We start from the raw sequence: 21,119 nt of genomic DNA, 5'->3' as shown, positions 1-21,119 counted from the left end.
GCTTTTTGAGTACATTTGACCTTGTTTTTTCAGGACAAATGACCCATGTAATATTCGTTAACCTGTGAAAAAATTACAGTATAAACAAGTACGAGGGAGGGGTGTCTATGCTACAACAATTTCTTGGTCCTAGCCCCTGGGGCTGGATAGGTGCTATCCACGGCCTCCTTGGCTTTATTTTACTGGTTGCCTTTGCTACTTCTTTTGAAGCTATTGCAAACCTCAATCCTGCCTCCATTCGCCGTTTGAGGATCAGTACTCTGGTTATGTCTGGCGTCGCATTTTTTACTATTATCATGGGCAACTGGATTTACATCGGCTATCGCTTGCCGGATAACGCCCGTGCCTGGTTAATCAAAAATGCACCTTACGTTCATAAGCTGGGGATGGAATTTAAAGAGTTTATTGCTTTGTTTTCCCTGCCCCTCGCCGTAACTGCCGCTTATATTGTCTGGACTATGGGCGAAGATCTGATTGAAAATAAATATCTCAGATATGCCCTGGCAATCTGTGTGACTTTAGCCTTCCTTTATACAACCGTAGCCTTCGGCCTCGGTGCTGCTATTACCAAAGTAAAGGCGGTGGGCTAATCATGGAAGCGACAAAAGAAACAAAAATCGCGGCTGCCTTGCTTGGAACGGGCCTGGGTATGCTGGCCCTGGCTTTAGCTCATTTGATAGCCGACTTAAATAAAGCTTTTGAGGCGGCCATTACTTTGCATAAAGGAATTGGACCATATTCAGGCAAAGAGGCGCTAGCCGCAATAGTATGGTTGGTGAGTTGGGCAATTTTAAGGGCAACATTAAAACCCAATCTTAACATGAGAAGGGTCCTGATTATCTTTTTAGTACTTGCGGGGGTAGCTACCTTTATCCTTTTCCCACCTTTTCTCTGGCTTCTTGCAAGTTAACATTGATTAAGTGGTCCTCAAAAATAAGGGGCATTGCCTGGCAGAGCAATGCCCCTTTCGAGTTAGTAAAATAAGGCTACGTAGTGCTTGAGAAGGAAAAAGTAAATTTGTGACGAAATACGTAGGGGGGCAGTTCAAAGCTCCAGCGGGGTGTTTATATCTTTGAACCTGACACTTTATGGTTTTTTCCGGGAAAACTTTATCCAGCTCTTTTTTGTCTATGGTTTAGTTTTCTTTCTCATGGGTTTTGGGATAGCTTTGCAAGCCCATACTTTTCGCTTTAGCCAGTTTACCATGGCAGGTAGCCTCTGGTTGCTGGCGGCCTTTGGCTTTACCCATGGCCTGGTGGAGTGGGGTTTTATCTTTATTCCTTTACAGGCGCCCAATCTTTCGCCGGGGGAAATGCTCTTTCTCAGGGCCTGGCAGATGTTTTTGACCGCCCTTTCTTATTATTTTCTCTTTTTATTCGGTTTTCGGCTGCTGAAACGCGCCAAGGGGCCGGTCAATACCACCTCCGGTGATAGGATGACGGGTCGTTATCGCCTCCTGGAACGCGTTAAAGGGAAACTGGCAACCCTGGCATGGATCCCGACCCTCATTTTCTTGTTCTGGTTTGTAAATTTTATTTTCTTTCGCCTGATTATTGCGCGCACAGATGGTGATTGGTGGTTAACGGCCAGTGATATCTGGGCCAGGTACCTGCTGGCCCTGCCGGGTTCTTTGCTGACGTCCTTTGCCCTTTTTCAGCAAGTACATGAGGTAGAAAAACTAAAGATGCCCCGGGTAACTAACAGCCTAATTTTAGCGGCGGCTTCCTTTGCCATTTATGCCCTGGCGGGCGGCTTTATAGTTCCTGAGGCCGGCTTTCTACCTGCCTCAATAGTAAATATGGATAGATTTTTCCAGCTTACTGGCATCCCGGTCCAGGTTTTTCGGGCAATAGCGGGCTTTATCATGACTTACTCCATTATTCGTATCCTGGAGATTTTTGATCTGGAAAACCGGCGCCGCCTTGAGGAGGCAGAAAAATACCAGGCTGTTTTGCGCGAAAGAACCAGAATTGCCCAGGACCTTCATGATACGATTATCCAGTCTATTTATGCCATTGGTTTGAACCTGGAAAACTGTCTTTATTTAGTCGATGAGAATCAAGGCCGGACTAAAACATACATTTATGAGACGATAAGCAGTCTTAATAAAATAATCGCTGACTTACGTAACTATATTCTAGATTTAAAGCCCCTGGAAGCCGGAGGGGTGGATATTGTTGAGGCCATCGCCAGGCTGGTAGATGATTTTAAGTCTTCCTCTTCCCTGGCAGTTGATTTGAACTTTACCGGTGTTCCACCTGCCAGTTTTAATTCTGTTAATGCCCAACATTTATATCAGATTGTCCGCGAAACTTTAAATAATATCCTGCGTCATGCCCAGGCCACCGAGGTACAAGTACAGGTTCAATTCCAGGAACGGGCTACCTGGGTAACGATCATGGATAACGGCATAGGTTTTGATCCCCTCAAGATGCAAGCGGGGCCTCAAAGTAGCAGGAAGCATGGCTTGCTTAACATGAATGAGCGGGCCGCTTGCTGCGGCGGCAGCTGTCACATCAACAGCCGGCCAGGTAAAGGGACAATAGTGACGGTAAATATCCCTTATGGAGTTGATATAAATGGATAGGATCAGGGTGCTGGTTGTCGATGATCATGAGGTGGTACGTCTTGGCCTGGTGACTTTATTATCCCGGCACCAGGAACTGGAGATCGTCGGGGAGGCAGGGACAGCAGCGGAAGCCGTAGCCAGGGCCAGGGAACTCTTGCCCCAGGTAGTAGTTATGGATATCAGGATGCCTGATAAAAACGGTATTGAAGCCTGCCGGGAAATAAGAGAAATTGACCCGGGCATTAAGGTTATTATGTTGACTTCTTACGCCGATGATGAGGCGTTGTTTGCCTCGATTATGGCCGGGGCGGCGGGCTATGTTTTAAAAGACATAGGTTGCCGTGCTTTGGTAGATGCTATTATTACCGTAGGGCGGGGAGGGTCGCTCCTGGATCCTGGGATAACCGGTAAAGTCCTGGATAAAATGAGGACGTTAGCCAGAGGAATTACGACCGGCGACGAATTAAACGAGCAGGAGAAAAAGATTCTTGCCCTTATTGGTGAAGGCAAAACGAACCGCCAGATTGCCGCCATTCTGCACCTGAGTGAAAAAACGGTTCGCAACTATGTTAGCAGTATTCTCGCCAAATTAAACCTTAGTAATCGCGCCCAGGCCGCGGTTTATATGGCAAGGCAGCGTTTTACCGGGTTAGATCATTAAGGCTGGAAACAGCTTCAATGTCGGCAATATCCCCGGTTAGACTGGTAGTGTAAAATAGGACTATTAGCCAGTAAAGAGGTTTTACGCCCACCTGCAAGCAAATCATCCTGGCTCAAAATATTTAACCGGATGGAAGCCATGCGAATCTACGACATATCCATGCCCATCTACCATGGTATGCCGGTTTATAAGGACCGGGACGAGAAGCAGCCGCGCATGGAAATAACCCGCAATTACGAAAAGGGCGTGCGGGAAACGCGCTGGCTCCTGGACACCCACACCGGCACCCATATCGACGCCCCGGCCCACGTGATACCCGGCGGGGCGACGGCTGCCGAGCTGGATCTGGCGGTTTTAATCGGTACCGGGCGGGTGCTGGACCTGAGGGCGGTTAACGACCGCATTACGGCCGGGGACCTGGCGGGCCAGCCGGTCCGGGCCGGCGAGTTTATCCTGCTCAAGACGAAAAACTCCTGGGCCGCCGGCAATGAGCCGGATTTTATCTACCTTGAGGCTGGGGCCGCCCATTACCTGGCGGCAGCCATGGTGCGCGGCGTCGGCCTAGACGCCCTGGGGGTGGAGCGGGGCCAGCCCGGATATCCAACTCATCGTACCCTCCTGGAGCGGGGGATTATTGTTATTGAGGGGTTGCGGTTAAAAGAAGTGCCGCCCGGTAGGTACCAGATGCTAGCTCTACCTCTGCGCCTCCTGGGCGCCGAGGCCGCCCCGGCCCGGGTGGTGCTGCTGGAGGTATAGAGTGGTATCACCTCGCCGATACTAAGGAAAAAGTAGCGGTGGGGTGTTTTTATTGGAACGGCAAATTTTACGGGTTAATCTAACCGACGGCAGCATCCGCCAGGAGGATATACCGGCTAAAGTAGGCCGGGACTTTATCGGCGGCCGGCCCCTGGCGGCGCGTTATCTTTACGGCGAACTCCAGCCCGGCATCGATCCTCTGGGCCCGGACAACATTTTGATCTTTGTCACCGGCCCCCTGGCCGGGAACGGCGCCAGGGGGGTCAACCGCTGGCTGGCGGTGACCAAAAGCCCCTTAAGTGGCGGCTTCATCCGCTCTGTTGGCGGCAGCGGCTTCGGCGCCTGGCTCCATAGCGCTGGTTACGAGATGCTCATCCTGACCGGGCAGGCGGCCGAGCCGGTTTATTTATACCTGGGCCTCGGGGGTCGGGTGGAGATAAGGTCGGCCCGGGACCTATGGGGTAAAGGAACCGGGGAGACCCAGGATGAACTGCGCCGGCGTCACGGCCAGGGGGCCCGGGTGGCCTGCATCGGCCCGGCCGGGGAGAACCTGGTGCGCTACGCCGGCATTATCAGCAACCATAGTACGGCAGCCCGCGGTGGTGCGGGTACCGTTATGGGCGCGAAGCGCCTCAAGGCCCTGGTAATAGAGGCCGAAGTAGAGGCGGAAGGGGGCATCCCGGCGGCCGACCGAGACCTCATGGCCCGGCTCCTGCAGCGCCAGGAGGAGTTGCTTAACCGGCGCGACCACCGGGCACCCCTGCCGGGAGCCCTCAAGGGGGCTGTTCTTCCTACCCATAACTTTCAAGGCCTCTGGCAGGCGGATATCGACACCGTCGACCAACCCCGGTTACTGGAGCGCAGGGGACCGGAGTTCCAAACTTACTGGGCCCTGGGGGCCAACCCGGGCTGCTTGGAGCCTGACTTCGTCGCCCGGGCCAACGAACGCTGTGATGACCTGGGCCTGGATACGGTCTCGGCCGGGGCGAGTATAGCCTTCGCCTGTGAACTGCAGCAAAGGGGCCTGCTGCAAGCGGAGGGCTTCGACCTGGGCTGGGAGTGGCCGGAGGCCACCATGGAGCTAATCCGCATGATCGCCTACCGGGCCGGCATTGGCGACCTCCTGGCGGAGGGGGTCAAGCGCGTGGCGGAACATATAGGTTCCGTAGCCATGGAGTACGCCATGACCATTAAGGGTATTGAGATGCCCGGTTATGACCCCCGGGTGCGGCCCCTTCATGGATTAGGTATGGCGGTCTCGGCCCTGGGAGGTAGTTACTGTTACGGCAAGGCCCTCCATGCCGGCCTCTTCGCCGCCGACCGGGAGGGAGAAGACCTGGTCGGCCAGGTGAGCCGCATCCAGGAAATGACGGCCGGCCTGGAAACGGGTAGCGGCTGCCTCTTTGCCTACCTGGGCGGCTGGCTGCCCCTGGAACTGATGGCCGAGATGTTGACGGCCGTCACTGGTACGGAAGTAGCCCTGGAGAATATCACGGCGGCGGCCGAACGCAGTCTGACCCTGGAACGGGCCTTCAATCTGCGGGAAGGACTGGGCGGCGCAACCGACACCCTGCCGGAACGTTTCCTGCGGGAGGGCATTGCAGACGGGGGCATTGAAGCCGGGCCTTTTACCCGGTTGCCGGAACTGGTACGGGCCTACTACCGCCGCCGCGGCTGGGACGCCGAGGGCCGGCCGGCGCCGGCGACCCTGGCCCGCCTGGGCCTGGAACTGGTGCGCCTGGACCAGCCCCGGGACTTTAAAGTAGCCTTCAGCCGGGAGTTGATATAAAAAATTAGTACGCGTATAGTTAATTATAAAAAGCAGCTAAGGGGGCAACCACATGCCCCCTTAGTTATTAAAAAAGGTCTTTTACCAATACTTCCTTGCTGATCTTTAGATGTTTTGCAACGTCAATTAGTATGCCATTGAGAGTACCTACTCTTAATGGATTATGGCGGGGAATGGTGATATGATGTTCCCCGTTAAATATAGTGGTGAGACGTAGATGGCTACCAGTCTGCCGCGTTATCTGATAACCGAACTTGGCGAGTAGCCTGGCCAGTTCTTCCCCGCTTATGTCCCTTGGTATTTTCATACAGCGATGACTTCATCCTTTACAAAATGAAGGCGAATCACCAGCGGCAAATCCTTTTCTTCAAAATGGCAGCGAACTGCATCGCGCACAGAGTTTTTAAGTTCCTCTACTGATTCACCCTCTGAAAAAATGGAATAACCGAGGGCACGTGCTTCGTAACCGCCCTCAGGAGACTCTTCGACAAGGAAGAGAATTTCTTTATCCAAATTGATGCACGCCTCCCCTTTTTAGGCAAAACTTAAATTTCGCTTCAAATCGTAGACTAACTTGCTACCTATATTTTATCACTCCCGGGCTGTTCTTAAAAGCAGTGTGGTTGTTTCAAGTTAAAATGGGGTTCTACATAGACTTTAATGATCCGGTGGCAGCCCCTAACGCCGTCACCCTTATCATCGACTTGGCTCCGGAAACTGTCCGTGCCAACGTCTGCTTTTTCCCATTTGCGGTGCTGTACCGCGTCAGGCCCTCTCTATAGAAATGGGAAACATCATGAAAGCGCGGCGGGTCCTGTTCCTGGCCGGCGGCAGGAACCGCCTGGGCTTGGAACTGGTGCTCCTGGACCAGCCCCGGGATTTTAAGGTAGCCTTCAGCCGGGAATTGATCTAGTAGTGGTCTAAAAGTACACCACCTGCTATAATAGGAATAGCCTTAAAGGGGGCGATAGCCGCCCGGGTTACCTCTAATTTTGTAAGGGCAGGTGGGTTCCATGCAGGTTAAAGAGGTTATGCTCAATGACCCGGAGACCCTCCATTACTGGCAGACCCTGGCTGATGCCGTGGCCGTCTACCAGCGCCAGCAGGTCAACTGCGCCCCGGTCCTGGATGCCGACGGCGAGGTGGTGGGTATTATCACCGTCTTTCGACTGCTGGAGGCCCTGCAGCAAGGGGCTACCCTGGCCACGCGCATTGAGGAGGTCATGGACCGGAAACTGGTCTGTATTGATGAAGACACCGGCTTTGACCAGGTGGCCGACCTGCCCATTGACCGCCTGATTGTTCTCAACAGAAACCGGCGCCTGAGCGGCGTCCTGACGCGGATTACCCTGATTAAAAAGGTCCATCGCGCCCTGGAGAAGACGGAGTTGGAGCTGGCGGCGGTCCTGGAGGCCGTGCCCAGCGGCATAATTGCCGTTGACCGGGAAGGCAGGGTCTGCCACCTCAACCCGGCGGCCTCCCGGCTGATTGACCTGCCGGCAGCCGTGGCCCTGGGTCAGCCGGCAGCCACCGTCCTGGCGCCTCCCGGCCTGAGCCCCTTTTTAACGCAAGCGGCCGGGGAACAGCTCCATAAAGCCCGGGTAGGCGGCCAGACCCTGGCCATCCGCCGCAACCCCATTACCCGGGAGGGGCGGGAACAGGGGGCCGTTCTGGTCCTCCAGGATATATCCGAGCTGGAGGCCATATCCAGCGAGCTGAATGTAGTTAAATCCTTAAACCGGCAGTTACAAAGCGTAATTGAAGCCTGCTACGACGGCATGCTGGTGCTCGATCGGGAAGGTAAAGTCCTGGGTTTGAATGAAGCCTGTCAGCGTATTATGGCCGATGGTAGCTCCGGCATCCTCAAGGGTGAGTCCCTGAGGCCGGAAGCCGGCGAAGCCGGGGCCCAGCTCGACCAGCTCTGCCGCCTGGTCCGGGAAGGCGGCAAGACGGCTACCATTATGTACCATACCCCGGCCGGCCGGGAGGTCATCCTGACGGGTAACCCGGTCCTGGACGAACAGGGTGCTGTGTCCCAGGTGGTCATCAACATCCGCGACATGACCGAACTGCGTCACTTGAAGGAAGAGGCCCAGCGAGCGGCGGCCGAACTCCAGGCCCTGCGGGCCCGCCACCTGGCGGCGCCGGAAATTATCTACCAGAGTCCGGCCATGGAGCGGGTGATTGACCAGGCCCTGCGGGTGGCGGCTGTTGATTCTACCGTCCTGATCACCGGGGAATCGGGAGCCGGCAAGGAGGTCGTCGCCAGGCTTATCCACCGCCACAGCCAGCGGCGGGAAGGTCCCTTTATGGGAATCAACTGCGGCGCCATCCCGGAGAACCTGCTGGAATCAGAGCTTTTCGGTTATGAGAAGGGGGCCTTTACCGGCGCCAGCAAGGAGGGCAAGGTCGGCCTCCTGGAGGTGGCCAACAACGGCACCCTTTTCCTGGATGAAATCGGCGACCTGCCCCTGGGTCTTCAGGTCAAGTTGCTACGTTTTCTCCAGGAACAGAAGATCTTCCGCCTGGGCGGCCGGCACGAGATAAAACTTAACGTTCGTATCCTGGCGGCCACCAACAAGGACCTGAGCCGGATGGTCAAGGAAAAGACCTTCCGGGAGGACCTCTACTATCGCTTGAATGTAGTACCCATCATCCTCCCGCCCCTGCGGGAGCGGCGGGAGGATATCCTGCCCCTGGCCCGTCACTTCCTGGGGATTTTTAATGCTAAGTACGGTGCCGATAAGCGCCTCTCCCTGGCGGCCGGCAGGGCCCTGGAGGCCTATCCTTGGCCCGGGAACGTCCGGGAGCTGCAAAACGTTATGGAGCGCCTGGTCATTATGGGGGAGGACGACTTAATTCAACCGGAGTACCTGCCCCTGGACCTGCAGGCGGAAGTCGGGAACGCCGGCCGGCCCCTGGTCCTTAAGGAACTCCTGCCCCTTCAGGAGGCCAGGGAACAGGTAGAGCAGCAGCTAATTGCCATGGCCCTGGAGCGGTATGGCAGCCTGCGCCGGGCGGCCCGAGCTCTGGGCGTTTCCCATTCAACCCTGCTACGTAAGGCCCAGCAATACGGTTTGACCGCATCGCCAGGGCCTGGTGGCTCATTGGATAGTGGCCGGGAATGAACTAAAGTCGCAGTTTGGTGGTCTATAATTGAACCATAATGGTCCGACCGTGTACCGGGCTTTTCCTTTAAAGATACAAGGAATGCGAGCACAAGAACTAATGCCATAACTTGCCGGGATGGTTCGCTAATGGACCGCGAGTGTTCTTTCTTAATACCATTCCCCTGGGACTCTTCCAGGTTTCAGGGGATTTTCTATAGCCTGGCACAATTATTGCAATAGATGTGATAGAGATAACAAGGATATACGAGCTAATCCGGATATCATGCGAAAGGAGAAAGTTGGTATGGGAAAAGTAACAATTAATTGGGCCGGTAAGATGCAGTTTATCGGCGATGACGGCGCCGGCCACCAGGTAGCCATGGATGCCAGCCCCGTCTACGGCGGGGAGAACCAGGGCACTAGGCCCATGGAGCTGATGCTCATGGCCCTGGGGGGGTGTACCGGTATTGAAGTGAGTCATATCCTCCAGAAGATGCGGGTGAGTTTTGACAGCCTGGTTATAACTGTTGAAGGGGAAAGGGCGGACGACCACCCGAAGATTTTTACCCGGATGCGGGTAAGCTATCACTTCCGGGGGAAAAACCTGCCTCCGGAGAAGGTAGCCCAGGCCATTAAACTGGCCGATGAGGTTTACTGTTCGGCAGCCAACATGCTTAGGGCGGCTGGTAAAATCGAGTATGCCTTCATCATCAACGATCAGGAGTATCCCTACCCCTACCTGGAAAAGGCCAGCAACGCCTGAGATATATTAGGGATATAACAAGAAGCTAATCATGGTGGCAAGCCGCCACCAACGAATGGGAGAAAAATATCTAACCTCTCATTTCTCACATCAATTTTCGAAGGAGGGAACGAGGTTGAATGCCTACGCTTTCTGGATTTTATTCATGGCGGTTATCTATACGGCAGTCTTAATCATCGCCGGCAATGTGGCCAAAAGCAAGGCCGCCCGCGGCGAGGATTTCTGGGTCGGCGGCCGCTGCTTCAAACCCTGGATGGTGGCCGTCTGTATTACCGGCCTCTTTTCCGGTTCTTCTTATATAGCCATCCTGGAACTGTCCTACACCACCGGTATCTCCGCCGGCTGGTACGGCGTGGCCGAAATGCTGCATGTCCTCATTATTGCCCTGTTCTTCGTGGTTCCCTTCCGGAAACGCCTGGTAGTTACCATATCCGGGCTGATCGGTGACCGGTACGGGCGCCAGGCTAAAGCCATAGCTGGCGCTATAACGGCCATTACCTTTCCCATGTACGCGACGGCCAACGCCCTGGCCTTTGCCGCCGCCATGAGCGCCTTTACCGGTATCTCCCCCTCCACCTGGGTAATCTTCAGCGCCCTGCTGCTCCTAGTTTACCTCCAGGCCGGGGGGATGTGGTCGGTGGTCTTCACCCAGACGGCCAACGTCGTGGCCTTTACCCTGATGTTTATCATCGGCCTGGCAGCCTTCTTCATCAAACCCGGTTTTGCCGGCCTGGCCCAGCTGGCGGTGGCTAAACCGGCCATGTTCGGTCTAACTACCGTTGGCCTGCAGACAATTCTCGCCTGGTTCGGTACCTTCCTGGTCAATGTTTTCCTGGCCCAGGCAGCCTTTCAGATGGCCCTCTCCTGCCGCACGCCGGAAGAAGGGCAAAAGGGTCTCCTTTGGGCGGCCGGTTTCAACGTCATTTTTATCGTCCTGGGAGTCCTCTTCGGTATGGCCGCGGCGGTAGCGGCCCCCGGTCTGGGCCGCGGCCTGGTGGCCGTACCCCAATACCTGGCCGGGGTTTTGCCGGCGCCCCTGGTGGGCATCTTCTTTATGGGTATCTGGGCCTGTGCCCTGGGCTGGGGGGCCCCCTGCCAGTTCTCCGGCGCCACCAGCCTGGGCCGGGATGTAGTCTCCTCCCTCAACCCCCGGGTAACCGACCGGCAGATGGTGACTTATACTAAATGGTCCCTGGTCGTCTTGACCCTGCTGATGATCGTCTTCGGCTTCCTGCGGACGGAGCAAGCTGCCTGGTGGAATGTCCTGGCCTGGACGGTCCGTAACGGTGCCACCTTTGCCCCCATCATCGGCGTTCTCTTCTGGCCCCTGGCCACCCGGAAGGCGGCCGTGAGCGCCCTCATAGCCGGCTTTGTCTCCGGGATCGCCTGGTACCACCTGGGCGCCTGGAATCCGGCCAAATTCTATTTGAACATCCACCCCGTTTGGATTGGTATGATCTTTAATGTCTCGGCCCTGACCCTGGTAACCTTAATCGAAAGGGCCGGGAGTTATCGCTGGGTGATACCCCGGGAGGGAGCAGCTAAAAATGTTGGACGTGGGGCTATAATCACCGGTTTGGTCTTAAGCATCCTGGCAGTTATCAGGTTTAACTGGCTTTACACCAAGGGCGTCTTCGGCATGATCCTCTTCCTGATCTTCATCGCCGCTTTCTGCATGGTGATAGCCTTTACCAGGGAGGCCGCAGAAGCCAAACTGGTGCAGGAAAAGAGCCATTTAAAGGGAACCCGGACCCGTGAAGAGCCGGTGGGCTAAACCCTGGAATAAAATGACAGATACTCCTACCGCGCCGGTGGCACCAACAGGAGGATGAAATGGGTAAACGGCGTTATTTTCAGGATATGTTTTTCGTAAGCGGCCCTGCGGGGCCGTTTTTTTACTCTTGCCGGCTGAAGGACCAGGAGCCGATAAGGGCCAGCCCAAAGGCCATAACGGCGATTATAGCCAGGTCGAAACCCAGGCTGTAGTGGACAAGGAATTCCAGCACCCGGGGGTCGGCGCCGGCATAGATAATCCGCCGCAGGGCGTCGACCCCGTAAGTTAAGGGGTCGATTTTCATCAGGAAATTCATCCAGCCGGGGAGGTTGGTCATGGGGAAGATGGCGCCGCTTAAGAAAAAAAGGGGCATAACCAGGAAGTTCATGATCATCTGAAAGCCCTCCATGGTCTCCATGCGGCTGGCGATAGCGATGCCGAAAAAGGTCAGAGCCAGGGAGATCAAGAACAGGGTCCCCAGGAGCTGGAGGATCATCAGGGGCGTCAAGGGTACCTGGATAAAGGGCGCCAGGATGAGCATGATGGCGGCCTGGATGAGGGCCACGGTGCTGCCCCCTAGGGCCTTGCCCAGGGCGGTAGCCCAGCGAGGTACCGGGGCCACCAGGACTTCTTTTAAAAAGCCGAACTCCCGGTCCCAGATGATGGAGACACCGGAGAAAATGGAGGTAAAGAGGACGGACATCCCCAGGATGCCGGGATACATGAACTGCACGTAGTTAACGGGTACACTGGCCGGCACGCCACGGAAACCCATGGCCGCCGAGATTCCCTGGCCGACAATGAGGAGGTAGAGGAGGGGTTGGCCGATCATGCCGATGACCCGGCTGCGTTCGCGGATAAAGCGAATAAATTCCCGGTACCAGATGGTATAAATGGCACGCCAAGCGGGTTGCATATAGCTACCTCTTCTTCCTAAATAGTTTTGTCAACGTCGCCACCGGCCGTGGCGGCGGTTTAAGCGCATGCGGTCGGCACCGGAAAGCTTTTCTTCCCGGATGGCCCGGCCGGTAAGGCTTAAGAACACGTCGTCCAGGGTGGGTCGCCGCAGGGAAATGCTGCTGATCTGCCCCCGGAAATCGGCAGCTACCCGGGGGATAAAGCTAGCCCCATCGTCTACTTGCAGGCGCAAGCCTTCTTCATCTTTAATAACCCTGACCCCATAGCGGGTGGCTAGCTCCTGCTGGAGCCGGGAATCGTCCACGGTCATTATGGTGACCACGTCGCCGCCCAGCTGGCGTTTCAGGTTGTCCGGGGTATCCAGGGCCTGGATGCGGCCGTGGTCGATAATAGCGATGCGGTCGCAGTTCTCCGCTTCGTCCATATAGTGGGTAGTCATAAAAATGGTGATGTCCTTTTCCTGCCGCAGGCGGTGAATATGCTGCCAGATGGCGCTGCGGGTCTGGGGGTCCAGACCCACCGTCGGCTCGTCTAAGAAAAGCACCTGGGGGTGGTGCAGGAGGCCGCGGGCTATTTCCAGGCGCCGGCGCATACCGCCGGAGAAGGTGCGGACAATATCCCGGCGGCGGTCAGCCAGGTCGACCATGGCCAGGACTTCCTCCATCCGCTGTTTTATTTCCGCCCGGGAGAGGCCGTAGAGGAGGCCGTGGAAGAGCAAATTCTCTTCCGCTGTTAAGCGGTCGTCCAGGGAGTTGTCCTGGAAGACCAGGCCAATGGCGCGACGGACGGCGTCCGGCTGGCCGGCCACGTCGAATCCGGCTAGGGTGATGCGGCCTGCCGTAGGACGTAAAAGGGTGCAGAGCATTTTGATGGTCGTTGATTTACCGGCGCCGTTGGGGCCCAGAAAACCGAAAATCTCCTTTTCATCTACGGTAAAGCTGACACCGGCCACGGCTTCCAGCTCATTGAAGCGCTTGACCAGGTCCTGAACACTAATTATGGCCACGGGGCCCCTCTCCTTTGGCAACCAGTGATGAGATTTGAGATATTAATAATTAATTTTAGCAGCCGGGAGTATCTGGATCAAGGATTATTTCGCTTTGAGCCTCCCCAAGAATATGCCCCCCATTATTTTATCCCCTTAGCAGGTAATACTTCCCTGGTTTAGCGAATTATCCAGATGCATATTTATTAGGGGGTTAATTGTGGGGGAGGCGGAGCCATGGCGCGGGTAGTGGTTGTTCGCCGGCGGCGCGTCCGGAGCCTTTTAATGGGAGCTCTGGTGGTACTGGGCGCCCTGTGGGCCTGGGGTTGGTACCAGGGCTTAAAGGAGGAGCAGGCCGTTCAGGCCCTCTCCTGGGCGGTGGCCAACCAGGTGGTGGTCGTCGACCCCGGCCACGGGGGCATTGATTCCGGCGCCATGGGACCGGGAGGCACGCCGGAGCACCGGGTCAACCTGGCCATCAGCAAGGACCTGGCCGGGTTCTTGAGCCGCGGCGGGGCGAAGGTTTTCCTGACCCGCCAGGATGACAACGTTCATGAAGGGGAATCCGGCGACGACCTGGTAGAGAGGGTCAAGCTGGCGAAAAAGGTCGGCGCCGATATATTTGTCTCTATTCACTGCAACGCCTTTGACAGCCGGGAGAAAGGCGCCCAGCTCTTTTATGACCCCCAATCACCGGAGGGGAAAAAGCTGGCGGAAGCCATCCAGGCGGAGATCAAGCGCCGGTTGGCCAACACCGACCGGGTACCCTTGAGCATCGACGCCTTTGTCCTGCGCACCCAGCAGATCCCGGCCGTCATCGTTGAGGTTGGCTTTATCTCCAATCCCCAGGAAGAGAAGCTCCTGGCCGACCCCCACTACCAGCGCCAGATGGCCTTGGCTATCTACGCCGGCGTTGTTAACTACCTGGCCGGGAAGGGATCGGGGGGAGCAGGTACTACCGGGCAGGCGCAAAAGAAAGGGCCATGATACCAGCCCTAGATTTCCCAGCGGCGAAAAAGCCGTATTTTTTATACCCTGTCAAAATGCTGGATGATGTGGTAAAGTAATCCTTAAGCGAGTACTTACGAGGATAAAGACCCGGTACCGGTAATTACATGAAAGAATCGGCACCGGGCCATATTAAAAGGGGTGATTTTATGGGACAGTTGCTGGATGTGGTCTTTATGCCCCACCCGCCGATTATGGTGCCGGAGGTCGGGCGTGATGAGGTAGCCAGGATTAAAGCCACGGTGACGGCGGCCCAAGAGCTGGCCAACAGGGTAGCGGCCCACCACCCGGAAGTCATGCTTATAATTTCCCCCCACGGGCCGGTCTTCCGGGATGCCGTGGGCCTCTGGGCCGTCGACAGGCTGAAGGGTGACCTGGGGGCCTTTCGGGCCGGGGAAGTAAAGTTTACCTATTCCCTGGACCTGGACCTGGGCCAAAAAATCGCGGTTCAAGCCCGGGAAGCAGGTTTGCCGATGGTCTGGCTGGACGAGGCTGCCTGCCGGCGTTACGATCTAACCCCGGAGTTGGACCACGGCATGATGGTACCCCTTTATTACCTGCGCCGGGCGGGCCTGGAGTTGCCCCTGGTAGCCATGGGCATGAGTTTGATGGAAAGGGAGAAGCTTTATGCCTTTGGCGCCGCCCTGGCAGAGGCTATCAAAGCCAGCCCGCGCCGGGCCCTGCTGGTGGCCAGCGGCGATATGTCCCACCGCCTGTTACCGGGAGCGTCGGCGGGTTATAGCCCCCGGGGTAAGGTGTTTGACGCCAGGGTGAAAGGGCTGCTGGCGGCCTTGGATGTCGAAGGAATCTTGGCCCTGCCCGAAGACCTGGCCGAGGAGGCCGGCGAATGCGGCCTGCGTTCCTTCATCATGGGTCTGGGAGCCCTGGACGGCCATAAAGTCAGGGGCGAGGTTTTATCTTATGAAGGGCCCTTTGGTGTCGGCTACCTGGTGGCCCACCTGGAACCGGTGGGGGAAGACCCGGCGACCAGCCTGCTGGTCGGGAAGGGGCAAAACCCTGGGAAAACCGGCAAGCCCGGAGCAGCCGGAGAACCCGGGGCAGCGGCAGAAAGCGGGGCATCCGGGGAATCCGGGAACGCCGGGGAATCCCTGCCGGTGCGCCTGGCCCGTCAGAGCCTGGAGCACTACCTGCGAACCGGCCAGGTGCTACCAGTACCTGACCACCTACCCCCGGAACTGGCCGGCCGGGCCGGAGCCTTTGTTTCCTTGAAGAAACACGGCAGCTTAAGGGGCTGCATCGGTACCATTGGCCCTACTAGGGAAAACCTGGCCCAGGAGATAATTTATAACGCCCTGGCCGCCGGCCTGGAGGACCCCCGCTTTCCCCCGGTCACAATGGACGAACTGCCCGAACTCCAGTACTCAGTAGATGTCCTGGGTGCACCGGAACCAGCCACCCTGGCCGACTTGGACCCTAGGGTTTACGGCGTCATCGTCAGCCGCGGCCGGCGGCGGGGGTTGCTCCTGCCCGACCTGGAAGGGGTGGATACAGTCGAAGAACAGGTGGCCATTGCCCGCCAGAAGGGTGGTATCGGCCCTGATGAACCCTACCGCCTGGAGCGGTTTAAGGTAACGCGCTATCATTAAATCTCGCTTTATAAGCCAAGTGTCCATAAAACGGAGGAGAGACGGAGAAGGTAGGGGGATGGTGGGGGTTGACTAGTTAAGTAAGGTTTAACTATAGTGGTAAAAAAATAATGCCGGGCGTCGTCCCGGCATGGACGTCTACCCTGAAATGAGGTGCGAAGGAGGAGGTTACCGATGGCCCAAGCCCTGCATGAAGCCCAGTATTATGTAAAGTTACCCGGGGAGAAGGTAGAATGCCGTCTTTGCCCCCATACCTGCGTCATTGCCCCCGGTAAACGGGGTATCTGCCGGGTGCGGGAAAATCGCGCGGGTCGCCTCATTAGCCGTAACTACGGCCGCTGCTCCTCCCTGGCCCTGGACCCCATCGAAAAAAAGCCCCTTTACCACTTCTATCCCGGCAGCCTGATCCTTTCGGCCGGGACCATCGGCTGCAATTTCAGCTGCCAGTTCTGCCAGAACTGGGAGATCGCCCAGGCAGAACCGGAAACGGCGGTCATTACCCCGGCGGACCTGGTGCATAAGGCCCGGGAAGTTGACAGCCTGGGCATCGCTTATACCTACTCCGAGCCCCTGGTGTGGTTTGAATTCGTCCTGGCTACGGCCCGGCAGGCGCGGGCAGCCGGTCTGAAGAACGTTATGGTCACCAACGGTTTTATCCAGGAGGAGCCGCTCCAAGAACTCCTGCCCTGGATTGACGCCTGGAATATTGATGTCAAGGGCTTCAGCCTGGAGTTTTACCGTAAAATAGTCCACGGCGACTACCGCCCTGTCCTGCGGACGGCGGCAGCAGCGGTGGCGGCCGGCAGCCATGTGGAGATAACGACCCTCCTGGTCACCGGCCTCAATGACAACCTGGACGAACTGGGGGAACTGGTGCGCTGGGTGGCCGGCAACCTGGGGGTGGATACGCCCCTGCACTTTTCCCGCTATTTCCCCCAGTACCGGCTGCAGGCACCGCCGACCCCCCTGGCCACCATGCGCCGTGTCTGGGAGATGGCCCGGGAACATTTGCATTATGTTTACCTGGGTAATGTGGCCGACCCGGAGGCGAATAATACCTATTGCCCGGCCTGCGGTGAGCTGGTTATCCGCCGCACCGGTTACCAGGTTTCCTGGCCCGGCCTGGAGGGCCGCCGCTGCCGCGCCTGCGGCAGCGAGCTGGCTATTATAAGGCAATAAGGAGCTGTTATTATGCCTGATCTCACCCCATCCTGCCGCCTGGCCCTGGCGGAGTGCCTGGCCGTCAAGGCCGGGGAACAGGTTCTTATAGTTACCGATACTGATCTACAGCCCCTGGGCGAAGCCTTCTTCCAGGCTGCCCGGGAACTTGGAGCCGAAGTAGTTTACATAACAATATTACCCCGGGCCAACCACGGCCAGGAGCCGCCGGCCATGGTGGCGGCGGCCATGCTCAAGAGCCAGGTGGTCGTCCTGGTAACCGCCAAATCCCTCTCCCACACCCGGGCGCGACGGGCGGCCAACGACGCCGGCGCCCGCATCGCTTCCCTCCCCGGGGCTACGGCCGACATGCTGGTACGCACCCTGGCCGTCGACTACCAGGCCATGGCCGTTGATTGCGAACGCTACGCTGCCATTCTTACCCGGGGCCAAGAGGTACATCTGACGACCCCGGCGGGTACGGATTTAACCTTCAGCATTGCCGGGCGGCAGGGCCAACCTGACACGGGGCTCTATCGCCAACCGGGCGACTTTGGCAACCTCCCGGCCGGCGAGGCCTATATTGCTCCGGTGGAGTGTACTGCCCGGGGCACCCTGGTCATTGACGGTGCCCTGGCCGGCTTTGGTTCTCTCAAAGAACCTCTACGGCTCCAGGTAGAGCATGGCCGGGTCGTGGCGGTTGCCGGCGGGGAGACGGCCACGGCCCTGAAGGAGATGCTGGACCGTTACGGTGAGGCGAGCCGTAACATCGCCGAGCTGGGTATCGGCCTGAACCCCCTGGCCAAACTGACGGGCAATGTCCTGGAGGATGAAAAGGTCAAGGGCACGGTCCACATCGCCCTGGGGGATAACAGCACCTTCGGCGGTCAAGTGGAGGCCCCCAGCCACCTGGACGGCATTCTCCTGCGGCCGAGCCTCAGCGTTGACGGGCAGCAGGTGCTGTAGGCCCGGGGTAGCGGGGGTGCCTGGCCGTGGCAAAGGCGGGCGGCAGCCCCTCCCACCCCGGGGTTGGCAGGCCGGGCCGGGTGTCGGCGGTGGCCGGCTGCTGGTAAGGGCAGATAACGGGCTGGCCCTGGTCGAGGTGGCCGGCCAGCTCACACAGACCGTCATTATAATAAGTACACTGGCAGCTGCAGGTTGCCAGGGACACGGAGCAAACCTCCTTTGAAAACAGGGTTCTACCTTAAATGGTTACTGCTAGCAAATACCTTGTTATAGGCTGGCGGGTAGTATTATTTCCATCGCCCGGGAATCTAATCTCCGGGTGATTGGGGGCTATGTATGCAAGTCGTCAAAGAAAAAATCAACCAGGCTATTGATGCTATAAAAAGCCAGATTATCCAGGTGGCCGAAGCCATCTTTGATCACCCTGAAACCGGTAACCAGGAGTACTTTGCCGCCGATCTCCTCACCGGGATACTCAAAGAGAAGAGCTTTCGCATCACCAGGCCCCTGAGCCAGCTGCCTACGGCCTTCCGGGCCGAGCTAACCGCAGCCCCGGGACCGGTGGTGGGCCTGCTGGCCGAGTATGACGCCTTGCCGGGGCTGGGTCACGCCTGCGGCCATAACCTCATCGCCGCTGCCAGCCTGGGTGCCGCCCTGGGCCTGGCGGCGGTAAAGGACGATCTGCGGGGGTCGATCGTCGTTCTCGGCACGCCGGCCGAGGAGAGCCGCGGCGCCAAGGTGCTGCTGGTACGCGCCGGTGTCCTGAACGACCTGGATGTAGCCTTGATGTTTCACCCTGGGGACGCCAATATAGTAGAAGTATCCTCTCTGGCCCTGGAGGCCCTGGAGTTTATTTTTGAAGGCCGGGCTGCCCATGCTGCCTCCTGCCCGGAAGAGGGGGCCAACGCCCTGGAGGCAGTCATCCAGCTCTTTAACAATATCAATGCCCTGCGGCCTTACCTGAAGGACGAGGCCAGCATCCACGGCATAATTGTCGAGGGCGGCGTCTCGCCTAATATTATTCCCGAACGGGCAGTGGCCCGTTTTTACCTGCGCGCCCGCACCCGGGAGGCTTTAAACCGCGTGGCTCAGCGGGTGGAGGATTGTGCTACGGCGGCAGCCCTGGCTACGGGCACCCGTTTCTGGTACCACAACTACGAACCATCCTATGAAGCTATGCTGGTCAATCGTACCCTGGCTGCCGCCTGGCAGCGCAACCTGCAGGAACTGGGAGTAACCAACCTGGCCCAGGCTTCCCGCAGCCGGGGCTCCCTGGATATGGGCAATGTCAGCCGGGTGGTACCGGCCATCCACCCCTACCTCTCCCTGAATGCCGGCCGGCTGGTGCCCCATAGCCGCCAGTTTGCCCGGGTGGTACGGGGCGAAGCCGGCCGGCAGCTGGCTGTCCTGGCCGCCCGGGCCTTAGCCTGGACGGCGGCCGACGTTATGCTCGACCGGGAGCTGCTGGCCAGGATTAAAGAGGAGTTTGCCGGGGGGGAGGCAATCAAGAAAACCTAAATCTGGCTAACAGGGACAACGTGATGCTATACCGCAAGCTAAGGCGATTGTTGCTTGGCTGAACGCAATCCCTCCGACCGGGTGAGAAGGAAGGGCTATTCATTCATACCTGCCATCCTCGTGCATAAAAATTTAAAGGATGGGAGGGGTGGACATGAATCACCGCAGGTTGTGGCTCCGGGCTATAGTAATCCTGGCGTTAGCGGCCGTCGTTTTCTGGCAGCGAACGGCCACGGGGCAACCGGATCCTTACGAGGCGCGGGATCTGGCAGTAATGGGCCAGGAGGCCCGGGGCGGGCAAGGGATTCTGGAGGAACTGGCCCAGGGCCGGCAGGCAGGGGTCTATAATCTCCAGGCCGAGGGGGATGTGGCCCCGGCTGCCGGGGTGGAGAAGATTATCGGCGTCACTTTATCTAAAGATAAGGGCTTGCTGGGGGTCTTCAGCCAGAAGGACGGGCAGCCGGTACTGCTGACTACCCTGAATACCCTGCCCCTTCAGGAGGTCAAGGTCGTCCAACTGGAAACAGGGCGTAACGCCCTTCTGATCCGGGAACTCCTGGACGAACGCTTCGGGGCCTATTTCCTGAGTAGTTTTTATGCCCTGTATACCTGGGAGGGTGACAAGCTGCAGGAGATCTGGCGCAAGGTGGCCGGGAACGAGGAGCGCTGGAACAAAAAGTGGCTGGCCCGGGGGGAAGGTTGGCAGGGGGTTAGCGAGCAGGTAACTACCGATTTTACTCGCTCGGAGGGTAAACTGGCCATTAAGGCCATCAGTAACCAAATCCTCTGGTCGGCGCCGGCGGTTGACGGCCCCCGGACCAAGCTCCAGAGCCGGACAGTCGCCCACACCTATCGCTGGGAACCGGCCTGGGGGGCCATGGTCATGGCCGAGGGACGGCTCAACGCTGCCGCTCCTTTAAAGGAGCGCCGGGGCAATAAGTATGTCGACTGCGGGCAGCTGGCGGCCGGGGAAAAGGTAGCCGTTCTGGAGGATGAAGACCTCCTCTCCTGGCTGCAACCGGAGGAACCCGCCTACTGGCGGGTGAAGACGAAGGGCGGCCAGGTGGGCTATATCCTGAAAACCCAGGTGGACCTTCTGCCGGGATTAATATAGTTAAAGGCAATAATGGTAGCCGGAAGTATTTTTAAGGTCCGCAAGGGAAACTGGGACAGGAAAATGACCACAAGGAGGATATAGATAATCAACGGCCAGGAGAGTAGCCCCGCCAGGCCGTTTTTTTCTTTGGTTGCGGCGACCGGCGTAGTGACCGCCATCGCGTTGACAGGGCGGAAATCTTCATGGACCAGGGTAATCGCCAGGATGACCCCGGAACCGGCCAGCATGAAGACCACCTGGAAGGAAAAAATATCAGCCGGGACACCGCCGATCAAGGACCCCATTACCAGGCCGATGATCTGCCCGGTCTGCAACCAGCCCAGGCGAAACCAGGCGGTTCTCCGAGGTAGAGGTGGCGGCTATGGTCAGGACGATGGTAAAGGCTGTCAATATTAAGGCAAAGTAAAATTTTACCCCCCT

Annotated in this window: 21 protein-coding genes; 15 read left to right on the top strand and 6 right to left on the bottom strand. The window is 57.6% G+C overall.

The features are described 5' to 3' along the window. Window positions 1-107: 107 nt before the first annotated feature. The 6 genes from SDD30_RS07090 to SDD30_RS07065 all read left to right on the top strand — a co-directional run bounded on the left by SDD30_RS07090 (window position 108) and on the right by SDD30_RS07065 (window position 5,775). Window positions 108-590 (top strand): hypothetical protein, encoded by a 483-nt coding sequence (locus tag SDD30_RS07090; protein WP_434074228.1) that lies wholly within the window; start codon window positions 108-110, stop codon window positions 588-590. Window positions 591-592: 2 nt separating this feature from the next. After that, a complete protein-coding gene (locus SDD30_RS07085) occupies window positions 593-910 on the top strand; it encodes a hypothetical protein (protein ID WP_434074227.1) in 318 nt (105 codons plus the stop codon). Between the two features lie 162 nt (window positions 911-1,072). Next, window positions 1,073-2,587: a sensor histidine kinase gene (locus SDD30_RS07080; RefSeq protein ID WP_434074226.1), complete on the top strand. Its 1,515-nt coding sequence runs from the start codon at window positions 1,073-1,075 to the stop codon at window positions 2,585-2,587. Next, window positions 2,580-3,230 carry a response regulator transcription factor gene (locus SDD30_RS07075; protein WP_434074225.1) on the top strand — a complete coding sequence of 217 codons (651 nt, stop codon included), beginning with the start codon at window positions 2,580-2,582 and terminating at the stop codon, window positions 3,228-3,230. Before SDD30_RS07080 ends, SDD30_RS07075 begins: the two co-directional genes overlap by 8 nt. A gap of 138 nt (window positions 3,231-3,368) precedes the next feature. Further along, the gene (locus SDD30_RS07070; RefSeq protein WP_434074224.1) at window positions 3,369-3,986 is read left to right on the top strand and encodes a cyclase family protein; all 618 of its coding nucleotides are present in this window, start codon (window positions 3,369-3,371) and stop codon (window positions 3,984-3,986) included. A 52-nt stretch (window positions 3,987-4,038) separates the two neighbouring features. Continuing rightward, entirely contained in the window at window positions 4,039-5,775 is a 1,737-nt protein-coding gene (locus tag SDD30_RS07065; RefSeq protein ID WP_434074223.1) for an aldehyde ferredoxin oxidoreductase family protein, read from the top strand. A gap of 67 nt (window positions 5,776-5,842) precedes the next feature. Here SDD30_RS07065 and SDD30_RS07060 read toward each other — a convergent pair whose 3' ends face one another. Together SDD30_RS07060 and SDD30_RS07055 are read right to left on the bottom strand one after the other, a co-directional pair. Next, the gene (locus SDD30_RS07060) at window positions 5,843-6,082 is read right to left on the bottom strand and encodes a type II toxin-antitoxin system HicA family toxin (protein ID WP_434074222.1); all 240 of its coding nucleotides are present in this window, start codon (window positions 6,080-6,082) and stop codon (window positions 5,843-5,845) included. Further along, window positions 6,079-6,288, bottom strand: a complete 210-nt coding sequence (locus SDD30_RS07055) for a 2-oxoisovalerate dehydrogenase (RefSeq protein WP_109208249.1) — start codon at window positions 6,286-6,288, stop codon at window positions 6,079-6,081. The genes SDD30_RS07060 and SDD30_RS07055 overlap by 4 nt, the downstream gene beginning before the upstream one ends. 500 nt (window positions 6,289-6,788) lie before the next feature. On the opposite strand from SDD30_RS07055, the gene SDD30_RS07050 reads away from it, so the two are divergent. The 3 genes from SDD30_RS07050 (at window position 6,789) to SDD30_RS07040 (ending at window position 11,422) form a co-directional block, all read left to right on the top strand. Continuing rightward, window positions 6,789-8,903 (top strand): sigma 54-interacting transcriptional regulator, encoded by a 2,115-nt coding sequence (locus SDD30_RS07050; protein ID WP_434074221.1) that lies wholly within the window; start codon window positions 6,789-6,791, stop codon window positions 8,901-8,903. A gap of 286 nt (window positions 8,904-9,189) precedes the next feature. Continuing rightward, complete coding sequence (locus tag SDD30_RS07045) at window positions 9,190-9,648, top strand: OsmC family protein (protein WP_434074220.1); 459 nt, start codon at window positions 9,190-9,192, stop codon at window positions 9,646-9,648. A gap of 115 nt (window positions 9,649-9,763) precedes the next feature. Next, window positions 9,764-11,422 carry a sodium:solute symporter family protein gene (locus SDD30_RS07040; protein ID WP_434074219.1) on the top strand — a complete coding sequence of 553 codons (1,659 nt, stop codon included), beginning with the start codon at window positions 9,764-9,766 and terminating at the stop codon, window positions 11,420-11,422. 121 nt (window positions 11,423-11,543) lie between these two features. Here SDD30_RS07040 and SDD30_RS07035 read toward each other — a convergent pair whose 3' ends face one another. Both SDD30_RS07035 and SDD30_RS07030 read right to left on the bottom strand, forming a co-directional pair. Beyond that, on the bottom strand, window positions 11,544-12,338 hold the full coding sequence (locus tag SDD30_RS07035) for an ABC transporter permease (RefSeq protein ID WP_434074218.1): 795 nt from the start codon (window positions 12,336-12,338) through the stop codon (window positions 11,544-11,546). A gap of 30 nt (window positions 12,339-12,368) precedes the next feature. Then, window positions 12,369-13,346, bottom strand: a complete 978-nt coding sequence (locus SDD30_RS07030; protein WP_434074217.1) for an ATP-binding cassette domain-containing protein — start codon at window positions 13,344-13,346, stop codon at window positions 12,369-12,371. Between the two features lie 216 nt (window positions 13,347-13,562). Here SDD30_RS07030 and SDD30_RS07025 point away from each other — a divergent pair, with 216 nt between their 5' ends. From SDD30_RS07025 to SDD30_RS07010, 4 genes are all read left to right on the top strand, one after another. Continuing rightward, window positions 13,563-14,312 (top strand): N-acetylmuramoyl-L-alanine amidase family protein, encoded by a 750-nt coding sequence (locus SDD30_RS07025; protein WP_434074216.1) that lies wholly within the window; start codon window positions 13,563-13,565, stop codon window positions 14,310-14,312. Window positions 14,313-14,482: 170 nt separating this feature from the next. Then, window positions 14,483-15,940, top strand: a complete 1,458-nt coding sequence (amrA, locus tag SDD30_RS07020; protein WP_434074215.1) for an AmmeMemoRadiSam system protein A — start codon at window positions 14,483-14,485, stop codon at window positions 15,938-15,940. Between the two features lie 174 nt (window positions 15,941-16,114). Beyond that, the gene (gene amrS / locus SDD30_RS07015) at window positions 16,115-17,119 is read left to right on the top strand and encodes an AmmeMemoRadiSam system radical SAM enzyme (protein WP_434074214.1); all 1,005 of its coding nucleotides are present in this window, start codon (window positions 16,115-16,117) and stop codon (window positions 17,117-17,119) included. Window positions 17,120-17,131: 12 nt separating this feature from the next. Next, complete coding sequence (locus SDD30_RS07010; RefSeq protein WP_434074213.1) at window positions 17,132-18,064, top strand: aminopeptidase; 933 nt, start codon at window positions 17,132-17,134, stop codon at window positions 18,062-18,064. Here SDD30_RS07010 and SDD30_RS07005 read toward each other — a convergent pair. Beyond that, entirely contained in the window at window positions 18,036-18,269 is a 234-nt protein-coding gene (locus SDD30_RS07005) for a hypothetical protein (protein ID WP_434074212.1), read from the bottom strand. The two genes, SDD30_RS07010 and SDD30_RS07005, sit on opposite strands and share 29 nt — an antisense overlap. A 131-nt stretch (window positions 18,270-18,400) precedes the next feature. Here SDD30_RS07005 and SDD30_RS07000 point away from each other — a divergent pair, with 131 nt between their 5' ends. Both SDD30_RS07000 and SDD30_RS06995 read left to right on the top strand, forming a co-directional pair. Then, a complete protein-coding gene (locus SDD30_RS07000; RefSeq protein ID WP_434074211.1) occupies window positions 18,401-19,582 on the top strand; it encodes a M20 family metallopeptidase in 1,182 nt (393 codons plus the stop codon). A gap of 154 nt (window positions 19,583-19,736) precedes the next feature. Continuing rightward, window positions 19,737-20,696: a hypothetical protein gene (locus SDD30_RS06995; protein WP_434074210.1), complete on the top strand. Its 960-nt coding sequence runs from the start codon at window positions 19,737-19,739 to the stop codon at window positions 20,694-20,696. Here the strand turns inward: SDD30_RS06995 and SDD30_RS06990 are convergent. Next, entirely contained in the window at window positions 20,651-21,013 is a 363-nt protein-coding gene (locus SDD30_RS06990) for a hypothetical protein (RefSeq protein ID WP_434074209.1), read from the bottom strand. The two genes, SDD30_RS06995 and SDD30_RS06990, sit on opposite strands and share 46 nt — an antisense overlap. Window positions 21,014-21,119: the final 106 nt, after the last annotated feature.

It is taken from the genome of Moorella naiadis (nom. illeg.) (assembly GCF_051020825.1).
In the GTDB taxonomy this organism is placed as follows: Bacteria; Bacillota; DSM-521; order Neomoorellales; family Neomoorellaceae; genus Neomoorella; species Neomoorella naiadis.
Note: the sequence above shows the minus strand (reverse complement) of the source record. Positions and strands in the feature narration are given on the sequence as shown.

What these genes read in the sequence shown, in the direction of transcription:
- SDD30_RS07035 (WP_434074218.1), bottom strand. Translation starts at nt 12,338, where the DNA reads ATGCAACCCGCTTGGCGTGCCATTTATACCATCTGGTACCGGGAATTT.
- SDD30_RS07070 (WP_434074224.1), top strand. Translation starts at nt 3,369, where the DNA reads ATGCGAATCTACGACATATCCATGCCCATCTACCATGGTATGCCGGTT.
- SDD30_RS07075 (WP_434074225.1), top strand. Translation starts at nt 2,580, where the DNA reads ATGGATAGGATCAGGGTGCTGGTTGTCGATGATCATGAGGTGGTACGT.
- amrS (WP_434074214.1), top strand. Translation starts at nt 16,115, where the DNA reads ATGGCCCAAGCCCTGCATGAAGCCCAGTATTATGTAAAGTTACCCGGG.
- SDD30_RS07085 (WP_434074227.1), top strand. Translation starts at nt 593, where the DNA reads ATGGAAGCGACAAAAGAAACAAAAATCGCGGCTGCCTTGCTTGGAACG.
- SDD30_RS07000 (WP_434074211.1), top strand. Translation starts at nt 18,401, where the DNA reads ATGCAAGTCGTCAAAGAAAAAATCAACCAGGCTATTGATGCTATAAAA.
- SDD30_RS07060 (WP_434074222.1), bottom strand. Translation starts at nt 6,082, where the DNA reads ATGAAAATACCAAGGGACATAAGCGGGGAAGAACTGGCCAGGCTACTC.
- SDD30_RS07090 (WP_434074228.1), top strand. Translation starts at nt 108, where the DNA reads ATGCTACAACAATTTCTTGGTCCTAGCCCCTGGGGCTGGATAGGTGCT.
- SDD30_RS07050 (WP_434074221.1), top strand. Translation starts at nt 6,789, where the DNA reads ATGCAGGTTAAAGAGGTTATGCTCAATGACCCGGAGACCCTCCATTAC.
- SDD30_RS06995 (WP_434074210.1), top strand. Translation starts at nt 19,737, where the DNA reads ATGAATCACCGCAGGTTGTGGCTCCGGGCTATAGTAATCCTGGCGTTA.
- SDD30_RS07025 (WP_434074216.1), top strand. Translation starts at nt 13,563, where the DNA reads ATGGCGCGGGTAGTGGTTGTTCGCCGGCGGCGCGTCCGGAGCCTTTTA.
- amrA (WP_434074215.1), top strand. Translation starts at nt 14,483, where the DNA reads ATGGGACAGTTGCTGGATGTGGTCTTTATGCCCCACCCGCCGATTATG.
- SDD30_RS07045 (WP_434074220.1), top strand. Translation starts at nt 9,190, where the DNA reads ATGGGAAAAGTAACAATTAATTGGGCCGGTAAGATGCAGTTTATCGGC.
- SDD30_RS07010 (WP_434074213.1), top strand. Translation starts at nt 17,132, where the DNA reads ATGCCTGATCTCACCCCATCCTGCCGCCTGGCCCTGGCGGAGTGCCTG.